General features: G+C 58.6%; 16 protein-coding genes. 7 read left to right on the top strand and 9 right to left on the bottom strand.

Translation table 11 applies throughout. The features are described 5' to 3' along the window. Positions 1-80 precede the first annotated feature (80 nt). The 6 genes from KUV22_RS10295 to KUV22_RS10320 form a co-directional block, all read right to left on the bottom strand. A complete protein-coding gene (locus tag KUV22_RS10295; RefSeq protein ID WP_222230830.1) occupies positions 81-512 on the bottom strand; it encodes a hypothetical protein in 432 nt (143 codons plus the stop codon). Positions 513-565: 53 nt separating this feature from the next. Then, the gene (gene hemF, locus KUV22_RS10300) at positions 566-1,471 is read right to left on the bottom strand and encodes an oxygen-dependent coproporphyrinogen oxidase (RefSeq protein ID WP_222230832.1); all 906 of its coding nucleotides are present in this window, start codon (positions 1,469-1,471) and stop codon (positions 566-568) included. A 48-nt stretch (positions 1,472-1,519) separates the two neighbouring features. Further along, positions 1,520-2,146, bottom strand: a complete 627-nt coding sequence (locus tag KUV22_RS10305) for an L-threonylcarbamoyladenylate synthase (protein WP_222230834.1) — start codon at positions 2,144-2,146, stop codon at positions 1,520-1,522. Positions 2,147-2,352: 206 nt separating this feature from the next. Further along, complete coding sequence (locus KUV22_RS10310; protein WP_222230835.1) at positions 2,353-3,519, bottom strand: PQQ-dependent sugar dehydrogenase; 1,167 nt, start codon at positions 3,517-3,519, stop codon at positions 2,353-2,355. Positions 3,520-3,576: 57 nt separating this feature from the next. Next, the gene (gene dprA / locus KUV22_RS10315; RefSeq protein ID WP_222230836.1) at positions 3,577-4,731 is read right to left on the bottom strand and encodes a DNA-processing protein DprA; all 1,155 of its coding nucleotides are present in this window, start codon (positions 4,729-4,731) and stop codon (positions 3,577-3,579) included. A 176-nt stretch (positions 4,732-4,907) separates the two neighbouring features. Beyond that, positions 4,908-5,975, bottom strand: coding sequence for a LysM peptidoglycan-binding domain-containing protein (locus tag KUV22_RS10320; RefSeq protein ID WP_222230838.1), 1,068 nt, complete (start codon positions 5,973-5,975; stop codon positions 4,908-4,910). Positions 5,976-6,288: 313 nt separating this feature from the next. On the opposite strand from KUV22_RS10320, the gene def reads away from it, so the two are divergent. The 5 genes from def (at position 6,289) to KUV22_RS10345 (ending at position 12,347) form a co-directional block, all read left to right on the top strand. After that, a complete protein-coding gene (def, locus tag KUV22_RS10325) occupies positions 6,289-6,795 on the top strand; it encodes a peptide deformylase (protein ID WP_222230840.1) in 507 nt (168 codons plus the stop codon). 192 nt (positions 6,796-6,987) lie between these two features. Continuing rightward, positions 6,988-7,956: a methionyl-tRNA formyltransferase gene (gene fmt / locus KUV22_RS10330; protein WP_222230841.1), complete on the top strand. Its 969-nt coding sequence runs from the start codon at positions 6,988-6,990 to the stop codon at positions 7,954-7,956. Continuing rightward, positions 7,949-9,256, top strand: a complete 1,308-nt coding sequence (rsmB, locus tag KUV22_RS10335; RefSeq protein ID WP_222230843.1) for a 16S rRNA (cytosine(967)-C(5))-methyltransferase RsmB — start codon at positions 7,949-7,951, stop codon at positions 9,254-9,256. The genes fmt and rsmB overlap by 8 nt, the downstream gene beginning before the upstream one ends. A gap of 236 nt (positions 9,257-9,492) precedes the next feature. Beyond that, the gene (gene trkA / locus KUV22_RS10340; RefSeq protein WP_010131092.1) at positions 9,493-10,878 is read left to right on the top strand and encodes a Trk system potassium transporter TrkA; all 1,386 of its coding nucleotides are present in this window, start codon (positions 9,493-9,495) and stop codon (positions 10,876-10,878) included. A 17-nt stretch (positions 10,879-10,895) separates the two neighbouring features. Further along, positions 10,896-12,347 carry a TrkH family potassium uptake protein gene (locus KUV22_RS10345; RefSeq protein ID WP_222230846.1) on the top strand — a complete coding sequence of 484 codons (1,452 nt, stop codon included), beginning with the start codon at positions 10,896-10,898 and terminating at the stop codon, positions 12,345-12,347. A 33-nt stretch (positions 12,348-12,380) separates the two neighbouring features. Here KUV22_RS10345 and KUV22_RS10350 read toward each other — a convergent pair whose 3' ends face one another. From KUV22_RS10350 to KUV22_RS10360, 3 genes are all read right to left on the bottom strand, one after another. Then, a complete protein-coding gene (locus KUV22_RS10350; protein WP_224868261.1) occupies positions 12,381-13,028 on the bottom strand; it encodes a CDP-alcohol phosphatidyltransferase family protein in 648 nt (215 codons plus the stop codon). A gap of 78 nt (positions 13,029-13,106) precedes the next feature. Beyond that, entirely contained in the window at positions 13,107-13,676 is a 570-nt protein-coding gene (locus tag KUV22_RS10355; RefSeq protein ID WP_222230852.1) for a DUF2239 family protein, read from the bottom strand. 357 nt (positions 13,677-14,033) lie between these two features. Continuing rightward, positions 14,034-14,921 (bottom strand): lysophospholipid acyltransferase family protein, encoded by an 888-nt coding sequence (locus KUV22_RS10360; protein WP_222230854.1) that lies wholly within the window; start codon positions 14,919-14,921, stop codon positions 14,034-14,036. A 176-nt stretch (positions 14,922-15,097) separates the two neighbouring features. Here KUV22_RS10360 and glyQ point away from each other — a divergent pair, with 176 nt between their 5' ends. Both glyQ and glyS read left to right on the top strand, forming a co-directional pair. After that, the gene (gene glyQ / locus KUV22_RS10365; protein WP_222230855.1) at positions 15,098-16,078 is read left to right on the top strand and encodes a glycine--tRNA ligase subunit alpha; all 981 of its coding nucleotides are present in this window, start codon (positions 15,098-15,100) and stop codon (positions 16,076-16,078) included. Beyond that, positions 16,078-18,159 (top strand): glycine--tRNA ligase subunit beta, encoded by a 2,082-nt coding sequence (gene glyS, locus KUV22_RS10370; protein WP_222230857.1) that lies wholly within the window; start codon positions 16,078-16,080, stop codon positions 18,157-18,159. Before glyQ ends, glyS begins: the two co-directional genes overlap by 1 nt. Positions 18,160-18,167: the final 8 nt, after the last annotated feature.

Here is an 18,167-nt window from a genome sequence, read left to right on the forward strand (position 1 = left end):
ATCTCGTTTGTTATATTGCGCTGCGCTTGTTTGGCTTGCGGTACTGATCGTTACACTTTAAATCGTTACAACTTAAGTCATTACAAAGCGCGCAGTGCCTTGCGCACTTGCACGGTTTCATCGACACCAATCAGGCTGTCGATTTTCAATTCACCTTGGTATTCGCTCACCAGGTAACGGGTGATGGCACTGTATACTTGCTGCGGTTTCTCGCCGCGAGCATCAAGCAGTATCCAATTGAGGGTGGCGAGGCTGGCATTTTCGTTCAGCTCGATCACATCGGTCACCGCGCCAACAATCTGGGTTACTCCCAGTTTCTGGTAGAGCTTCAGCAGCTTCTCGACCCGACCAATAAAGTAGTCGCGATCCAGCTGTGACTTTTTGCCATCGGAAAAGTGGTAGTGCAGCGGGAAGCGATAAAAATCCGCGATCTGCTCTGCGTCGCGCGCCTCAAACAACCGGCGGTATTCGAGAAACAATTTGTTGATGTCTTCGAGACGAGCCTTGTGCATATCGTTACCTCTTTTTACAGCAGCCCCACAGCCTATGACTTCGGCAAGGCGTTTTATATCCAATCCCGATGCGGCAGGAAGTCGGTATACAGTTTCGCCTCGGCACTGCCCTCTTCCGGGTGCCAGTCATAGCGCCAGCGCACCTCGGATGGCAGCGACATCAGGATTGACTCCGTACGCCCGCCACTTTGCAGGCCGAACAGGGTGCCGCGGTCGAACACCAGATTGAATTCCACGTAGCGGCCGCGGCGATACAGCTGGAAGTCGCGCTCGCGCTCGCCGTACGGAGTATCCTTGCGTTTTTTCAGGATCGGCAGATATGCATCCAGGTAGGCATTACCCACTGCCTGCATAAAGGCGAATGCATTGTCGAATCCGCCTTCATTGAAATCGTCAAAGAACAGGCCACCCACACCGCGGGCTTCCTTGCGGTGCTTCAGATAAAAATATTCGTCGCACCACTTTTTAAAGCGCGGATAAATATCCTCACCGAAGGGCGCACAGGCTTCTTTCGCGGTCTGGTGCCAGTGCACAACGTCTTCTTCAAAGCCGTAGTATGGGGTCAGGTCAAAGCCGCCACCAAACCACCACACCGGGTCCGCGCCTTCTTTTTGCGCGACAAACAAGCGCACATTGGCGTGGCTGGTGGGTGCATAGGGGTTGCGCGGGTGAATAACCAGGCTGACACCCATGGCCTCGAAGGAGCGGCCCGCGAGTTCCGGGCGTGCCGCGGTGGCCGATGGCGGCAACTTGTCACCGTGCACATGGGAAAAGTTAACTCCGCCTTTTTCGATAACATTGCCATTTTCCAGCACCCGGGTGCGGCCCCCGCCGCCGCCCTCGCGCTCCCAGGCGTCCTCAAAAAATTCCTGCCCGTCCACCGCCACAAGTTCCGCACAAATGCGGTCTTGCAGGTCCAGCAGATATTTTTTGACGGCCTGAATGTCGATGGTACTCATGCAATGCTCACGATTTAATTTCGCTGGTAATAAGAATTTCTGTCGGGATTATCCCGCGCGCACAATGCGACCGCTGGAAGCGTCGCGAATTTCACTGGGGGATGCGCGCCCACCGGTGCTACCGCCGCCAATAAAATCCAGCGCGTCGCCAAAATAACGCAACACCTGGAATTTGTGACGCGCGGGCTGACAGCCCGCCGGGTTGGCGGAAGTCGACACAATGGGACCACCAAATGCCCGCGACAGTGCCGCGGTAAACGGGTGGTTGGTATGACGCAGGGCGACACTGTGGTGCACGCCGCTCACCCACGGCGGTATCTGGTCAAAATGCGGCACCAGCCAGGTAACCGGCCCCGGCCAGGTGGCATCGATACGTGCGCGCTGATCACCGGAGAGATTGTGCAACAGACCGGAGAAGTGGTTCACGTCACCCGACACCAGGATCAAACCTTTTTCCAGCGGCCGGTTTTTCAAGCGCACCAGGCGTTGCACCGCTTCGGCATTGTTCGGGTCACAGGCAAGGCCCCACACGGATTCGGTCGGGTGGGCAATCACACCGCCGGCGGCAATGATACGCGCGGCGCTTACCAGACTGATGCCAGCACCAGGCAAATTGGGCGTATGCGTAGTGGAGATGTCGTCGACGGCGGTAACGGAGGTAATTTTCTCTGACAAGGCTGGGACTCTTCGGGTCAGCAAGCGGAAGACGCGGCAAGCGCGCCGGGTAGACGTCCTCGGTACTTTTCAATGCGCCACTCAATGCGCAACAGTACTGGAGGTCGTCAGGTGGCAGCGCCGCAATTTATCGAATACTACCAGCCTAGACAAGGTAGCCTGATGAGACAGCGAGGTTACGGCGCCACGGGGAATCAGGTCTCGCATTAACCTTCGTAGGTAACACGGTAGATAACGCCGGCGCCGTCGTCCGACACTAATAAGGCACCGTCGGGCATCATCAGTACATCCACCGGCCGCCCCCAGGCTTCCTCTCCCTGCAGCCAACCATCGATAAACGGCGCGTAAGAAGTCGCCTCCCCGTCTTCATTCAGCGTGACCATGGTCACCCGGTAACCGATTTTGTTGGTGCGGTTCCAGGAGCCGTGCTCGGCGATCAAGACCTGATTTTTGTATTCCGCCGGGAACTGGTCACCGGTGTAAAACTTGACCCCAAGCGGCGCCACATGTGGCCCCAGGTTTTGTACCGGGCGCACAAAGTCGCTGCACTGTTTGCCCTCGCCGAATTCCGGATCGAGGATGTCATCGCCATGGCAGTAGGGGTAGCCAAAATGCATACCGGGGCGCGGCGCCTTGTTCAGCTCACAGGGCGGGATGTCGTCGCCGAGCATGTCGCGGCCGTTGTCGGTGAACCACAGCTCGTCGGTTTGCGGGTGCCAGGTAAAGCCCACCGTATTGCGCACGCCTTCGGCCCAGGTTTCGGTTGCCACCACCTCGTCGCCTTCAATTTTTAGGCGCTGGATGTTGGCGTAGTCTTTTTCCTCACAAATATTGCACGGTGCACCAATGGGTACATACAGCCAGCCGTCGGGGCCAAACGCAATGTACTTCCAGCCGTGATGCTTGTCCGGGAACTGGTCGGTAATCACTAACGGCTGCGGCGGGTTGTCGAGGCGGGACTCGATATCGTCAAAGCGCAGAATGCTGGTCACCGCGCTGACATACAGATCGCCACCCTTGAAGGCCACCCCAGTGGGCAACTTGAGCCCTTCGGCAATCACCTTTACCTCATCCGCCTTGTGATCGCCGTTGCTATCGATCACCGCATAGACCTTGCCCGCTCGGCGTGAACCCACAAACAGCGTGCCGTTTTCGCCCAGCGCCATGTGCCGGGCATTGGGCACGTCATCGGCGTACAGCTCAATTTTGAATCCATCGGGGAGGTTCAGCTTGTCCAGCTGCACATCATCTTTAGCGGCGTTGGTGCCGGCAGCAGCCGTCAGCGTGAGCGCAACGGCCAATGCACGCGGTGCGGCGTGACGGCAGGAAAGAGTTGCAGCAATTACAGGCTCGAGGAATTGGAACAGGCCCATGGGGCAGTCACTCCATGCTAGGTGAGAAAGTCATGGGCGACCGTACCGATTTTTCGCTTAATCCACCAGCCCGGCCAGGGCTTTGGCACCGCTGCCGGTAAGCTGATAGCCACCGGGGAGCTGTTCCACCAGCCCTTCCAGCTCCATGTGCAACAGGCTCGCCATCAGCTCGCCGGTATCGCCGCCGGTGTCGCGGGCCAGCTGTTCGATACTGCGCGGGTCGCCGCCGAGGGCGACAATAAGGCTGCGCTGCTCCGGCGGCAGACTTATGCCGCTATCCGCGGTCTGTTCAAACAGCGATCGCTGCTGCGCCATACCCGACAACAACCCACCCAGTTCAGCCACGATATCCGCGCTGGTTTCCACCAGATGAGCGCCGTTTTTGATCATGTGGTGACAGCCGCGGGCCATGGGGTTGTGCACGGAACCGGGGATCGCGAACACCTCGCGATTCTGCTCCAGCGCCAGGCGCGCGGTGATCAGAGAGCCGGAACGCACCGCGGCCTCTACCAGCAGAATGCCCAGGCTCAAACCGGAAATAATCCGGTTGCGACGGGGGAAATTGCCGGGCTCTGGCGCGCTGGCCAGCGGCATTTCACTTACCAGCGCGCCGCCCGATTCCAGGATCTGCTCTGCCAGCGCCGCATTGCGCTGCGGGTAAATGCGATCCACACCGGTGCCGAGCACGGCAACGGTTTTCCCCGCGCCGCGCAGCGCACCCTTGTGCGCCATGGCGTCGACCCCGAGAGCCAGGCCAGAGGTAATGGCGAAGCCAGCGGCCGCGAGGTCCGCGGAAAATGCCTCGGCATTGTCGAGACCGGCGCGACTGGCACGGCGCGCACCCACCACGGCGATCTGCGGCAGGGACAGCGCCAGGGGATCACCGGTGATATACAAAACGGGCGGCGGACGGTCGATTTGGCGCAGCAACGACGGATAGCTTTCGTCATCGCAATGCAGCAGGTAGATGCAGTTTTCCACACAGCGCTGACGTTCAGCGAGTGCCCATTGCGCCAGTTCACTGTCGCAGCCCAGGCGCTGGTATTCGGCCAGCTGGGCGCGGGCGCGCTCGGGTAATTTGCGGGGGAAATGGGTGGCAGGCTGCCGGAGAGCGGCTTCGGCGGAGCCAAATTGCTCCACCAGTTGCCAATACAAACTGGGGCCAATGCCCTCCAGCCGAAGCAGAGAGAGAGTAGCGGTCAACGCATCCATGCGATTTGCCGTAAATGTTGTTCAGTAAAACTTTAGGAGTGAAGGAGTCGCGGAAAAACGTAGCGAGCGGTTGGCTGGTGGTGGCCGCCGGAGCGCAACAACCGGAGCGTACTCAAAGTACGTGAGGATTGTGAGCACCGCCGTCAGGCGACCGCGCAGTAGTTTTTCAGTGATTCCTAGGGGTTGCGCACCAGATCCATTACTGCCAGCGGCTTTTCGGCTTCCAGCACCAGGCCGAGGCTCATTTTTTCGAAGCTGCGGAATACCATCAGCACACCGGCGCGCTCGTCCGGCAGTTTCACGTTCTGACGGGCGATGCGATCGCGCACGGTAGCGCCGCGCTTGTAGATCGCCAGTACATTACCGGGTTCCAGGCCTTCGCGCAGGCCGCGGTTGATGGCAACCACATCATACTTGGCGACCTGGGTTACACCCTCTTCCACACCGAGGATAACGCCATCCACAGGCACTGCCGGAGCGCTGGGCTGGAACAGTGCGGCAATCGCGCGCTCTTCCACCGGCAGCAAGCGGTCTTCCAGACGCATGTCGCGGCTGCTGCGGGTCACATCCAGGGTGGCCACGGCGAATTCGCTGTTGGCGTTATCCACATCCAGCTGACGCAGGTCTACGGAGGCGACATCCAGCGCCTGCTGACCCAGCTCTTCGCCGGTGTAGGGATCGGCGTAAACCGGACCCGGGCGGTAGACGCCGTAAGACGGCAGCGGTTCGCGGAAATCGCCACGGGCATAAACTTTTTCACCGGCACCCATCAGGATGCGCTGGTCCTGCCCTGAGATGACATAAGGAACGCCGCGGAAGGCATTTGGACCGACGATGCGGGTGCGGGACAGGAAGGCATTGATTGCGTCCAGCGGAATGGCTGGGATCGCGGTATCAATGGGTTCGCGGCGCACGGAGGGGCCCAGGCGGTTGTCGCTGGCCGGGCTCAATCGGTAAGCAGTGGGCGCGCGCTCGAGTTCGAGGCGCGGCTGGCCGTCAACGTATACCAGGTTGAGGCGGTCGCCGGGATAGATCAGATGCGGGTTCTCCACCTGCGGGTTCACCTGCCAGATTTCTGGCCAGTACCAAGGCATGGAGAGGAAGCGCCCGGATATATCCCACAGGGTGTCGCCCTGCTGGACGGTATAGGTGTCCGGATGGTCGGGCTTCAGCAGCGTATCTTGTGCGTGCAAGCCAAAGGTCGCCAGCAAGGTTGCGGCGGCGGCCAGTATTATTTTTTTCATGGAAGCATTCCTATGCTTTTTTGTCGCTAACGCTATTGGCCATTCAGTCTGCTGATTCTTTATACGGCTATCGCTGAGGTTTTATATCGCTATAATCTGTCAGCGCTGGGCCCGGCGGTGGCGGTACTAGCTGTACTAACAGACAGATGCTCTGCTAGTGCTACTGACCACACGCGGCAAAGTGGGGGCTAAAGGCGCCAGCTGGCGGTTTCGCCAGGGTGCAAAAACTCTCCCCCAGTTCAGCAAATTTCAAGCGCGATCATTATGTTATCAGCGCAAGTTCCACTAAGACTAGAAGTTTGTCACAGGTGTTATGGCCAAACTGGAAATCCTTGAATTCCCCGATCCCCGCCTGCGCAAGGTTGCAGAGCCTGTTGCAGAGGTGACGGACGATCACCGCACGCTGATCGAAGACATGTTTGAAACCATGTATGAGGCGCCAGGCGTTGGTCTGGCGGCGACACAGATCAATGTACACGAGCGCATTGTGGTGATTGATGTGTCGGAAGATCAGAGCGAGCCGCTGGTGCTGATCAACCCTGAGGTTGAGGTGCTCGATGCGGAAATCCACAAGTACGACGAGGGCTGTCTGTCGGTCCCGGGCTTCTACGAAAAGGTAGAGCGCCCGCGCAAGATCCGCCTGAAGGCGCTGGATCGCAATGGTGAGGCGTATGCGCTGGAAGCCGAGGGGTTGCTGGCGGTATGTATCCAGCATGAAATCGACCACCTCGATGGCAAGCTGTTTGTAGATTACATCTCGCCGCTCAAGCGCAATCGCATTCGTTCCAAGCTGGAGAAGGCGCACCGCCAGCGCGCTTAAGCACTTAAGGTCGCCCGGTGGCGTCGGGTCACCGGGTGTGGGTTTTCAGGACCACTGTGAACCCATCCCTGGGCGTTTCGGCGCAAACATCCTGTTTGCGACGATCCTGAAAACCCACACCCGGCACCCCGACTTCGCATTTTATTTGTGGACTTATCTATAAGTCCGCCCTTTCTTACCCGAAATACTGCCATGAGCCTCAATATTATCTTTGCCGGCACGCCCGATTTTGCTGCCGTCCACCTGCAAACCCTGCTCGACAGCGAACACAACGTCATCGCCGTCTACAGCCAGCCGGATCGCCCCGCCGGGCGTGGCAAGAAGCTGCTGGCGAGCCCGGTGAAGCAGCTGGCGCTGGAACACGAGATCCCGGTGTATCAGCCCCTGTCGTTGCGCGATGAACAGGCGCAACAGGAGCTGGCGGCGCTGAATGCGGACCTGATGGTGGTGGTGGCTTACGGTTTGATTCTGCCGCAGGTGGTACTGGACACGCCGCGGCTTGGTTGTGTGAACGTGCACGCATCTCTGTTGCCGCGTTGGCGCGGTGCGGCGCCGATTCAGCGTGCGGTGGAAGCCGGCGATGCGGAGAGTGGCGTGGCGATTATGCAAATGGAGGCGGGGCTGGATACCGGGCCGGTGCTGGTGGAGGCGCGCACGCCGATTGCCGCGGGCGAGACCGGCGGCAGCCTGCACGACAAGCTGGCCGGGCTCGGTGGGCCGGCGCTACTGGAAGCGCTGGCCATGCTGGAGAGGGACACCGCGAAACCGCAGGTGCAAGACGATGCACTGGCGAATTACGCGGGCAAGATCACCAAAGAAGAGGCGCGGCTCGACTGGAACCGCCCGGCAGCGGAATTGGAGCGCCTGGTGCGGGCGTTCAACCCTTTCCCGGTTTGCTGGACCGAGTACCGGGACAACAAGGGCAAGCCACAGCGACTGCGGGTATACGCGGCGAAGCTGGAACAGGGCTGCCACAACGACACCCCGGGGACCATTCTCAGCGCCGATGACGAGGGTGTTCTCGTTGCCTGTGGCCGCGAAGCATTGCGCCTGACGCAACTACAATTGCCAGGCAAGAAGGCACTGCCGGTGGCGGAGATATTGAAAGGTTACCGCGATCTGTTTGCCGCGGGCATCACTTTGGGAGCAGCCGATGAATGATCCAAGAGCCCTGACGGCGCGGGTAATCGCGCGCCTGTATCAGGACCGCGGCTCCCTGCAGCGTTTGCTGCCGTGGGCGGAAAAACAGGTCGACGAGAAAGACCGTTCACTGCTGCGCGAACTCTGTTACGGCACCGCGCGCTTCGCGCCGCGTCTGGAGCTGATGCTCAACAAACTGCTGCGCAAGCCGGTAAAGGACGAAGAGCTGGAAGCACTGATGCTGGTGGGCCTGTACCAGCTGGAGTACACGCGCATTCCCGACCACGCGGCGATTGCCGCCACCGTGGAAGCGGCCCGCGCGATCAAGCTCGGCCACGCCACCGGAGTGGTTAATGGTGTGCTGCGCAATGCGCTGCGTAATAAGGAAGTGCTCACTCGCAAACTCTCCGGCAACCCACAGTTCAGCTCCGCGCACCCGGAGTGGCTGCAGCAAGCGGTAAAGGGCGCCTGGGGCACCGATGCGCGCACCATCTTCACCGCGAACAACGAAAACCCGCCGATGACCTTGCGGGTGAATCAATCGCAAATCAGCCGCGATGACTATCTGCAACAGCTGCAAGATGCCGGTATCAACGCCGAGCCCTGCGCCTTCTCCACAGCGGGCCTGATTCTGGAGAGCCCGGTAGCGGTCAGCCGCCTGCCGGGCTTCGAAGACGGACTCGTCAGCGTGCAGGACCAGTCGGCACAACTCGCCGCCCCGTTGCTGGATCCACAGCCTGGTGAGCGCGTGCTCGACGCCTGCGCCGCGCCCGGCGGCAAAACCTGCCACCTGCTGGAGCTACAGCCGGACCTCGACCTCAGCGCACTGGATATTGAAGAAGATCGCCTCGACCGGGTCATCGAAAACCTCGAACGGCTCGGTATGGGCGCGCAAATCATCTGCGCAGACGCCGCCGAACCCGAGCACTGGTGGGATGGCGAACCTTTCGACCGCATCCTGCTCGACGCGCCCTGCTCGGCCACCGGCGTGATCCGTCGCAACCCCGACATCAAGCTACTGCGGCGCCCGGAAGATATTCAGGAGCTCGCCGCGCTACAGGGCAAGATCCTGCGTGCAATGTGGCGCCTTTTGAAACCTGGCGGCACACTCCTTTACGCCACATGTTCCATACTCCCGGAGGAAAACAGCGCTCAAGTGGCACGCTTCGTTGCGGAGACACCGGATGCGAGGGACAATACGCCGCAGTTGTTGCACGGGGAGCCCTGGGGATTGCCGCAGGAAGTCGGTATGCAGTTGCTGCCAGGCCTCCATGCAGGCGATGGGTTTTACTACGCAAAGCTTGAAAAGCAGGCACAGTAAGCCGACCACGTTTGCTAAGACTCGTGCGCTTACGAAGTACAAGAGTAAAAATTTAGGCTGGTCAGCCGGTGCAGGATGTCAGGATCGTCGCAAACAGGATGTTTGCGCCGAAGCGCCCAGGGATGGGTTTACAGTGGTCCTGACATCTTGCACCGGTTGGCCGGCCGCCACGCCCGCGAAAGAATCCGCAAAGCGGGTGGCACCAAGGCCAGAAGCCAAAGGCCCAATCGCATAATATGAAAATCATTATTCTCGGCGCCGGCCAGGTCGGTGGATCACTGGCGGAAAGTCTCGCCTCGGAGCGCAACGACATTGTTCTGGTGGACAGCAACGAGAAGACCCTGCGCGAGCTCCGCGACAAGATCGATATCGGCGTAGTCGAAGGCCACGCGTCCCATCCGGATATCCTGCAAGAAGCCGGCATCGAAGACGCCGACATCCTCGTCGCCGTCACCAACAACGACGAAACCAATATGGCCGCGTGCCAGATCGCGCACTCGTTGTTCCGGGTACCTACGAAAATCGCGCGCGTGCGCGCATCCGCCTACCTGCAATATCCCGAGCTGTTTTCCACCGAGTCGATTCCCATCGACGTATTGATCAGCCCGGAACAGATCGTGTCTGAATACATCGCGCGACTGATCGCCCACCCCGGCGCCCTACAGGTGCTCGATTTTGCCGACGGCCGCGTACAGCTGGTTGCGGTGCGGGCGGTACAGGGTGGGCCTCTGGTTGGCCATCAGCTGCGCTACCTGCGCGAGCATATGCCCAAGGTCGACACCCGGGTTGCCGCCATCTACCGCCGCAACAGCCCCATCATCCCGCAGGGCTCCACCGTCATCGAAGCCGGCGACGAAGTCTTCTTTATCGCCGCCAAACAAGATATCCGCGCAGTCATGAGCGAGCTGCGCCGCCTCGAACAGGGCTACAAGCGCATCACCATCGCCGGCGGCGGCAATATCGGGCTACGCCTGGCCACCAAGCTGGAAAACCGCTACTCGGTAAAGATCATCGAGCAGAGCCACGAGCGCTGTATCTTCCTGTCGGAAGAGTTGAGCAACAGCATCGTGCTGCACGGCAGCGCCTCGGACCAGGACCTGCTGCTGGAAGAGAATATCGAAGACACCGATGTTTTTCTGGCACTCACCAACGACGACGAAGCCAACATCATGTCGTCACTGTTGGCGAAGCGACTGGGTGCGCGCAAGGTCATGGCGCTGATCAACAACCGCGCCTATGTGGACCTGGTACAGGGCGGCGAAATCGATATCGCCATCTCGCCACAGCAAAATACCATTGGCAGCCTGCTCACCCATGTGCGTCGCGGCGACATGGTGAACGTACACTCCCTGCGCCGCGGCGCAGCAGAAGCGATCGAAGTGATTGCCCACGGCGACAACCGCACCTCGAAGGTAGTGGGCAGAAAAATTGAGGACATCGACCTGCCGGAAGGTGCCAGCATCGGCGCCATCGTGCGCGAGCGCGACGGCGAGAGCCAAGTGCTGATCGCCCACGACAACATCGTGGTGGAGACCGACGACCATGTAATCGTGTTCCTCGTCGACCGCCGCCACACCCGCCACGTGGAACAGCTGTTCCAGGTCGGCTTTAGCTTCTTCTGACGTCGGGACACGATTAGATGCGTTTAGCAGTCATAGCGCGGGTCTTCGGCATACTTCTGACGGTGTTCAGCCTTACCCTGTTGCCGCCGATCGGTGTATCGCTGTGGTACGACGACGACACCCACGTAGCGTTTTCCATCGCGTTTGGCATCACCCTGATCACCGGCTTGCTGATGTGGCTGCCGGTGCACGACCTGAAACAAGACCTGCGCACCCGCGACGGTTTCGTCGTCACCTCGCTGTTCTGGCTGATTCTGGGCAGCTTCGGTGCCCTGCCGCTGATTATCAGCCCCGCGCCTGATCTCAATGTGGTGGATTCCATTTTTGAATCTATTTCCGGACTCACCACAACCGGCGCCACCACCATTGTCGGCCTGGATACCCTGCCTCCAGCCATTTTGTATTACCGCCAGCAACTGCAGTGGTTTGGTGGCATCGGGGTAATTGTGATTGCGCTGGCTATTCTGCCGATGCTAGGCATCGGTGGTATGCAGCTGTATAAGGCGGAAATGCCGGGCCCGGTCAAAGACACCAAGCTGACACCGCGCATCGCGGAAACCGCACGTGCACTAATCGTTATCTATGTCGCGCTCACCGTGCTGTGCGGAATTGGCTACTGGTGGGCCGGTATGACCGCGTTCGACGCCGTGGGGCACGCATTTTCCACCGTGGCGAACGGCGGTTTTTCCACGCACGATGCGAGCATGGGCTTCTATGCCAACAACAACGCGATTATGGCGATCGCGATTATCTTTATGCTGACCGCGGCGATTAACTTTGGCCTGCACTTTTATGCGCTGGGTAACCGCACCCTCAAGCATTACTGGAAAGATTCTGAGTTTCGCTTCTACATACTGGTAACCTTTTTTTCCAGCATCATTATCATCGGCTACCTGTTCACTTCGGGCACCTTCAATATGAAGGACAGCTTCCTGCACGGAATTTTCCAGGTGGTCTCAATCGGTACTACCGCGGGTTTTGCCTCAGAGAGCTTTGCACTGTGGCCGGCTTTCTTGCCCTATATTTTGTTATTGCTCGGAATCATGGGTGCCTGCGCGGGTTCCACATCGGGTGGCATTAAAGCCGTGCGGGTAATGCTGATTGTTAAATCCGGCCTGCGCGAGCTCAGTCGCCTGGTACACCCCAATGCCGTTGTGCCGATCAAGGTAAATAAAAAAATCGTACCTACCCGTGTCACCGATGCGGTATGGGGGTTTTTTGCAATTTATATTCTGTCGTTTTTTATTCTTACGATTGTGGTGATGGCGACCGGCGAGAACTTCGTTACCTCGTTTTCCACCGTGGCATCCTGCTTGAGTAATATCGGCCCGGCACTGGGCGACGCTGCTTCGCACTACGGCGAAGTCAACGGTGTGGCCAAATGTTTTCTGATTCTCGCGATGCTAATGGGGCGCCTGGAAATCTTTACCCTGTTGGTGCTGCTCACCCCGGCTTTCTGGCGCCACTAATTCCTTTTATGCTAACCGGAGTTAAGGGAGACACTACTCAAAGGTGTCTTCTTTGCCGCGCATAACATCCCAATAGCGCGGCAAGAAACGCGCTAGCACCCACACCTCCAAAATACAGCCAATCAGCGTCAGCGCCTCCATGGTGTGATCAAAAACCTTCTCTTCTGTGGTGCTTTCCGGGATGAGTTCAATTGCCAGCTGCTCGGCGAAGCCTATTCCAAGTATTAAAAATGCAAGCGCCATAGCTGCACGTGACAACCATTCCGGGCGAAGCTGCGGACGCCTTTTAAGCCACAAAAGTAATACCGGGTAGGCCGTTAGCTGTATTGAAAATCGTGTAATAACCAACGTGGTGTAGATGCCACTTATGGATCCGTAGTGCCACAATAGTGGGATTAGCGCGAGGATATAAATACGATCGGCGACAGGGTCCAGTAAGGCGCCAAAATAGGAGTGCCAATTAAACCGATTTGCCAGCCAGCCGTCGAGCTGGTCGGTCCACGCGCCGAAACAATAGATCACCAGCGCCCAGAGGTGCTTGTCCGCCAATGACAGCCAGTAAATGATCGGAATCAGCGCAATACGCAACAGCGACAACCCGGTCGGTAAGAACCGCCAGGGTGACTTTTCTTCGGGTATTGGGGCTTCTTCCGATTCGGGTTCGGGTTCGATTTGGCTCATCGAGGTATGGGTTATTGAAATACCTACCTATGAGCTTAATCGAAATTTTCCAGGAATCCCGCGGCGGCACAAACTAAGTTAGTCCGTGTCTGTTTGCTCACTGGCAGCTCGATTGGACGGCGTATGAAAGGCATCGAATTTTTCCAAAAGGACGGCTCTCACATCTGCGGGCCAGGATTTTGTCGCCACGATAAATCCGGCCCGGCTGTTTCGGTACATGGCGCGTGCAGCTTCTTCAAAGCCTTGCGCGTCAGCAAAAAGCGAGAGCAGTTTATACAGCTGGTTTTGCTGAATACTGAGCTGCTCTTCCGCGGTCGCGTTTTTGATGGCCGCATCGACCAAACGTCGCAACGTCACCGAAGCGCCGCCGCGCTGTGTCGCCAACCACTCCCAATGCGCCGGCAACAGGGTCACCTCACGGGAGGTAACGCCCAGCTTCGGCCGCCCGCGGCGGCTTGGCGCAGAAAGCCTCGCGATGACACTTTCCACGTCACCCTGCCAGTCCACCTCAATGCGCTTGCAGGTATCCAGTGCCATCACCACTGGCTCGATGCCCGCCGCCCGTGACCTGCTCTTGCGCACAACGCTCTCGAGATCGCCACGGGCGATTAGTGATCCGTTGTGAACGGCGAGATATTCCGTTTTCATTTCAACTCCTGAAATATGGGTAGTCAATCTTATTATTACCCGGGTATTAATATAGATCAATTTACCCGGGTAATATTCGCGCTTGTTTTTACCCGGATAAATTAATTTAGATATTTGACCGGCAGGTCAATATTTGGGAATTTCCAGCATATGGCTCACGGGAAGATCCCACAGGCTTAACACTCTCTCCGGAAAGAACCGGGCGGAAAAATTAGAAAGTTGAGGGGAGGCTAGTGCGCAATGGGGGGAAATGGGGAAATGGTGCGCTCTGGGCCCGAGAACCGGGCCCGAGAGGATACTGCTGCGGCAGGGTTATTTCTGGAACAGTACGCTTGGTAGCGATAGCAGAAAGAAGTATTAGTTTTTCTTATACAGGCCGGTACGGCCTTCCGGCGCGCGCCGAAAACGTTTGTATTCCCACTGATATTGTTCCGGCGCTTCGGCAATGCAGGCTTCCACGCCGCGGTTCAATGCCGCGAGCGATACCTTGGCCTCTTCGCTGTAAATGGCCTCTTCGGCCGGTAACAGCACCAACTCAAACCCCTGCTCCAGGCGCTTGGCGAAACCAAACACCACCTTGCAACCGGTGCGCTGGATCAGGTTGTAGGCGAGCGTCATGGTCAGGGTGGGATGGCCGAAAAACGGCGCGAACTCACCGCCGGACAGATCCGGCTCCTGATCCGGCAGGACGCCGACGATACCACCGGCTTTCAACGCCTTGAGCAATGCCCGCACACCGCGCACATTGGTCGGCACCAGGTTCGCGCCGGTTTTTTCACGGCCGGCGCGAATCAGGGAATCCAGTGCCTCAATCTTGGGTGGCGCATACAGGCTGGTGGTGGGGCCGACGGTGGCCAGGTACTGGCCGAAGATTTCCCAGTTGCCGATATGCGGCGCGAGTACCAATACGCCGCGCCCCTCGCTGACACCCTCGGTGAGCAACTGCTGGTTGCGGATGCGTTCGATACTGTCTTCCGCCAGACTCCATGACTGGCGCCACAGGCTGGCGACTTCAAAACCCGTCATGGCGGTATTCACCACACTCTGACGAGCGAGCTGTTCGCGTGCTTTTTCCTGCATTTCCGGATAGCAATGTGCCAGATTGATGCGACTCACCCGCAGACTGTTTGCGCGGGTCGCGACGGCACAGTGGCCCGTGAAACCGCCGAGGCGCCGCGACCACTTGAGTGGCAGTTGTCCGATCAACTTCAAGGCGCCTGCGGCCAATTGCCCTTTGATATCCAACCGTTACATCCTTCTTGTCAGGGCCTGAGCCCACTCATGTTCATGTTTTTTCCGGTGATCGTCTTATATAGGCCAGATTGTGGCCATCAAATCCCTGCGCGCTGTTTAGCGTGCAACCGGCTGCCGCTATAATTGCGCCCCTTGTCTATTCCACCCAGCTGAAACCGGAGATTGTGGTGTCCGAGCAACAAACCAGCGGTTCTGCCCCTGCGCAGGATCTGAGCACCTTTCAGGGACTGATTTTTACCCTGCAGGAATACTGGGCGCGCCAAGGGTGCGTCATTCTACAGCCTCTGGATATGGAAGTGGGCGCTGGCACCTTCCACCCCGCAACCTTCCTGCGCGCCATCGGCCCGGAAACCTGGAATGCGGCCTATGTGCAGCCGTGCCGTCGCCCTACCGATGGCCGTTACGGTGAGAACCCCAACCGCCTGCAGCACTACTACCAGTATCAGGTGGTAATGAAGCCGTCGCCGTCGAATATCCAGGAACTCTACCTGGACAGCCTGCGCGCACTGGGTATCGACCCCGCGGTACACGACATTCGTTTTGTTGAAGATAACTGGGAATCCCCGACCCTGGGTGCCTGGGGTCTCGGCTGGGAAGTTTGGCTGAACGGTATGGAAGTGACCCAGTTCACCTACTTCCAGCAAGTCGGCGGCATCGAATGCTATCCGGTTACCGGCGAGATCACTTACGGTATCGAGCGTATTGCCATGTACCTGCAGGGCGTGGAATCCATCTACGACCTGGTATGGACCCGCGATGCGGAAGGCAACGCGGTGACCTACGGTGACGTTTTCCACCAGAACGAAGTGGAAATGTCCCACTACAACTTTGAGCACGCGGATGTCGAATTCCTGTTCGCGACCTTCGATCACTGCGAGCGCGAAAGCCAGCGCCTGATCGAACTGGGCCTGCCGCTGCCTGCATACGAGCAGGTAATGAAAGCTTCCCACGCGTTTAATTTGCTGGACGCGCGCCACGCGATTTCCGTCACCGAGCGCCAGCGCTTTATTCTGCGTGTGCGCACCCTGGCGCGGGCAGTCGCCCAGGCCTATTTTGACGCGCGCCATGCGCTCGGTTTCCCACTGGCAACCGAACAGGCTCGCAACGACGTACTTGCTCAACTCGATGCGCAGAAGGAGAAGAAGTAATGGCTCAGGATTTTCTGGTTGAGCTGGGCACCGAAGAGCTGCCCCCAAAAGCGCTGCACAAATTGATGCAAGCCTTCGCCGCAGGTATCGAACAGGGTCTCAAAGACGCTGAGCTCGCATACGGCGAGGTAAATGCGTTTGCCAGCCCGCGCCGCCTGGCAGTGTCGGTGAGCGACCTGGCCGAGCAACAGCAAGATAAACAAATCGAAAAGCACGGCCCCGCCGTGGCCGCGGCGTTTGATAAGGACGGCAACCCGACCAAGGCCGCGCAGGGTTTCGCGCGCGGTGCCGGCGTCAGCGTTGACGAGCTTGCGCGCGTGCAAACCGACAAGGGCGAACGCCTGGCATTTATCAGCGAACAGAAAGGCGCAGCGACCCAGGACCTGCTGGGTGACATCGTCAACAAATCCCTGGCGCAACTGCCTATTCCAAAACGCATGCGCTGGGGTGCACGCAAAGAAGAATTCGTACGCCCGGTCCACTGGCTGATCATGCTGTTCGGCAATCAGGTTGTGGATGCCGAGGTACTCGGACTGAAAGCCGGCAACACCACCCGCGGTCACCGCTTCCACTGTAACCGCGAACTCACCGTGGCCTCTGCCAACGATTACGTTCAGCAATTGCGCGATCCCGGCTTCGTGATTGTGGACTTCGCCACGCGCAAGGAAATGATCCGTGAGCAGGTTCAGGCGGAAGCCAATAATGTAAACGGTGTGGCGGTAATCGATGACGATCTGCTGGACGAAGTGACGGCACTCGTCGAGTGGCCGGTGGCGCTGACCGGACGCTTCGAGAAGCGCTTCCTCGAGGTTCCCGCAGAAGCACTCATTTCTTCGATGAAGGAACACCAGAAATATTTCCATGTGGTGGACGAAGACGGCAAGTTGATGCCGTTCTTTATTACCGTCTCCAATATCGAAAGCACCGACGCCAAGCAGGTGATCGAAGGTAACGAGCGTGTGATCCGTCCGCGCCTTTCCGATGCTGCCTTCTTTTTCGAAACGGATAAAAAAACCAGCCTCGAAGCGCGCCGTGAAAAGCTCAAGTCCATCGTGTTCCAGCAAAAGCTGGGAACCGTTTACGACAAGACCGAGCGCCTGGCCAAATTGGCGGCAGCGATCGCCGAGAAGCTGAACGGCGACGCAGCGCTCGCGGAGCGCGCGGCAAAACTGTGTAAGTCGGACCTGGTTACCGAAATGGTATTTGAGTTCGCGGATATGCAAGGCATCGCCGGCTATTACTATGCAGAAAACGATGGCGAACAACTCGACGTGGCCAAGGCCATGTATGAGCAATACATGCCAAAGTTTGCCGGCGATGAATTGCCGCAAACCGAGACCGGCACCATCGTCGCCCTGGCCGATCGCATCGATACCCTGGTCGGTATCTTCGGTATTGGCCAGCCACCCAGCGGCTCACGCGACCCATTCGCGCTGCGCCGTGCCAGCCTTGGCGTGTTGCGTCTGCTGGTAGAAAAGAATATCGATCTGGATTTGCGCGAACTGCTCACCCTGGCCCGCGATGGTTATCCGCGCACCGCACTGGCCGAGTACGACAATGTGGTTGAGCAAACCCTCGCTTACATGATCGAGCGCTTCCGCGCCCGTTATGAAGACGCCGGTATCAAGGCCGAAGTATTCCTCGCGGTATCCGCACGCAAGCTGTCGCGTCCACTGGATATCGACAACCGGGTGAAGGCGGTGCACAGCTTCAGCCAGCTGCCAGAAGCGGAAGCGCTGGCGGCAGCCAACAAGCGTGTATCCAATATCCTCGCCAAGCTCGACGGCCCCGCGCCGAACGAGGTCGATCAGGCGCTGCTGGAAGAAGATGCAGAAAAGGCACTGTATCTGGCGGTGCGCGATGCCGCTGACGCCGTAAACCCGCTGTATGCCGAAGCCCGTTTTGAAGAGGGTCTCGCCGGCCTGTCCGGTTTGCGCGACACGGTCGATGCCTTCTTTGACGGCGTAATGGTTATGGCCGAGGATGAAAAGCTGCGCAACAACCGCCTGGCCCTGCTGGCTCAGTTGCGCGGACTCTTCCTGGAAGCGGCAGACATTTCACTGCTGGCACCGGCGAAGTAAAGCGCAGG

This window comes from Microbulbifer agarilyticus, from assembly GCF_019800665.1.
In the GTDB taxonomy this organism is placed as follows: Bacteria; Pseudomonadota; Gammaproteobacteria; order Pseudomonadales; family Cellvibrionaceae; genus Microbulbifer; species Microbulbifer agarilyticus_C.

Coding starts and splice junctions, on each gene's coding strand:
- rsmB (WP_222230843.1), top strand. CDS start 7,949: ATGAATGATCCAAGAGCCCTGACGGCGCGGGTAATCGCGCGCCTGTAT.
- KUV22_RS10345 (WP_222230846.1), top strand. CDS start 10,896: ATGCGTTTAGCAGTCATAGCGCGGGTCTTCGGCATACTTCTGACGGTG.
- hemF (WP_222230832.1), bottom strand. CDS start 1,471: ATGAGTACCATCGACATTCAGGCCGTCAAAAAATATCTGCTGGACCTG.
- KUV22_RS10295 (WP_222230830.1), bottom strand. CDS start 512: ATGCACAAGGCTCGTCTCGAAGACATCAACAAATTGTTTCTCGAATAC.
- fmt (WP_222230841.1), top strand. CDS start 6,988: ATGAGCCTCAATATTATCTTTGCCGGCACGCCCGATTTTGCTGCCGTC.
- KUV22_RS10350 (WP_224868261.1), bottom strand. CDS start 13,028: ATGAGCCAAATCGAACCCGAACCCGAATCGGAAGAAGCCCCAATACCC.
- def (WP_222230840.1), top strand. CDS start 6,289: ATGGCCAAACTGGAAATCCTTGAATTCCCCGATCCCCGCCTGCGCAAG.
- KUV22_RS10310 (WP_222230835.1), bottom strand. CDS start 3,519: ATGGGCCTGTTCCAATTCCTCGAGCCTGTAATTGCTGCAACTCTTTCC.
- glyS (WP_222230857.1), top strand. CDS start 16,078: ATGGCTCAGGATTTTCTGGTTGAGCTGGGCACCGAAGAGCTGCCCCCA.
- KUV22_RS10320 (WP_222230838.1), bottom strand. CDS start 5,975: ATGAAAAAAATAATACTGGCCGCCGCCGCAACCTTGCTGGCGACCTTT.
- dprA (WP_222230836.1), bottom strand. CDS start 4,731: ATGGATGCGTTGACCGCTACTCTCTCTCTGCTTCGGCTGGAGGGCATT.
- KUV22_RS10355 (WP_222230852.1), bottom strand. CDS start 13,676: ATGAAAACGGAATATCTCGCCGTTCACAACGGATCACTAATCGCCCGT.
- trkA (WP_010131092.1), top strand. CDS start 9,493: ATGAAAATCATTATTCTCGGCGCCGGCCAGGTCGGTGGATCACTGGCG.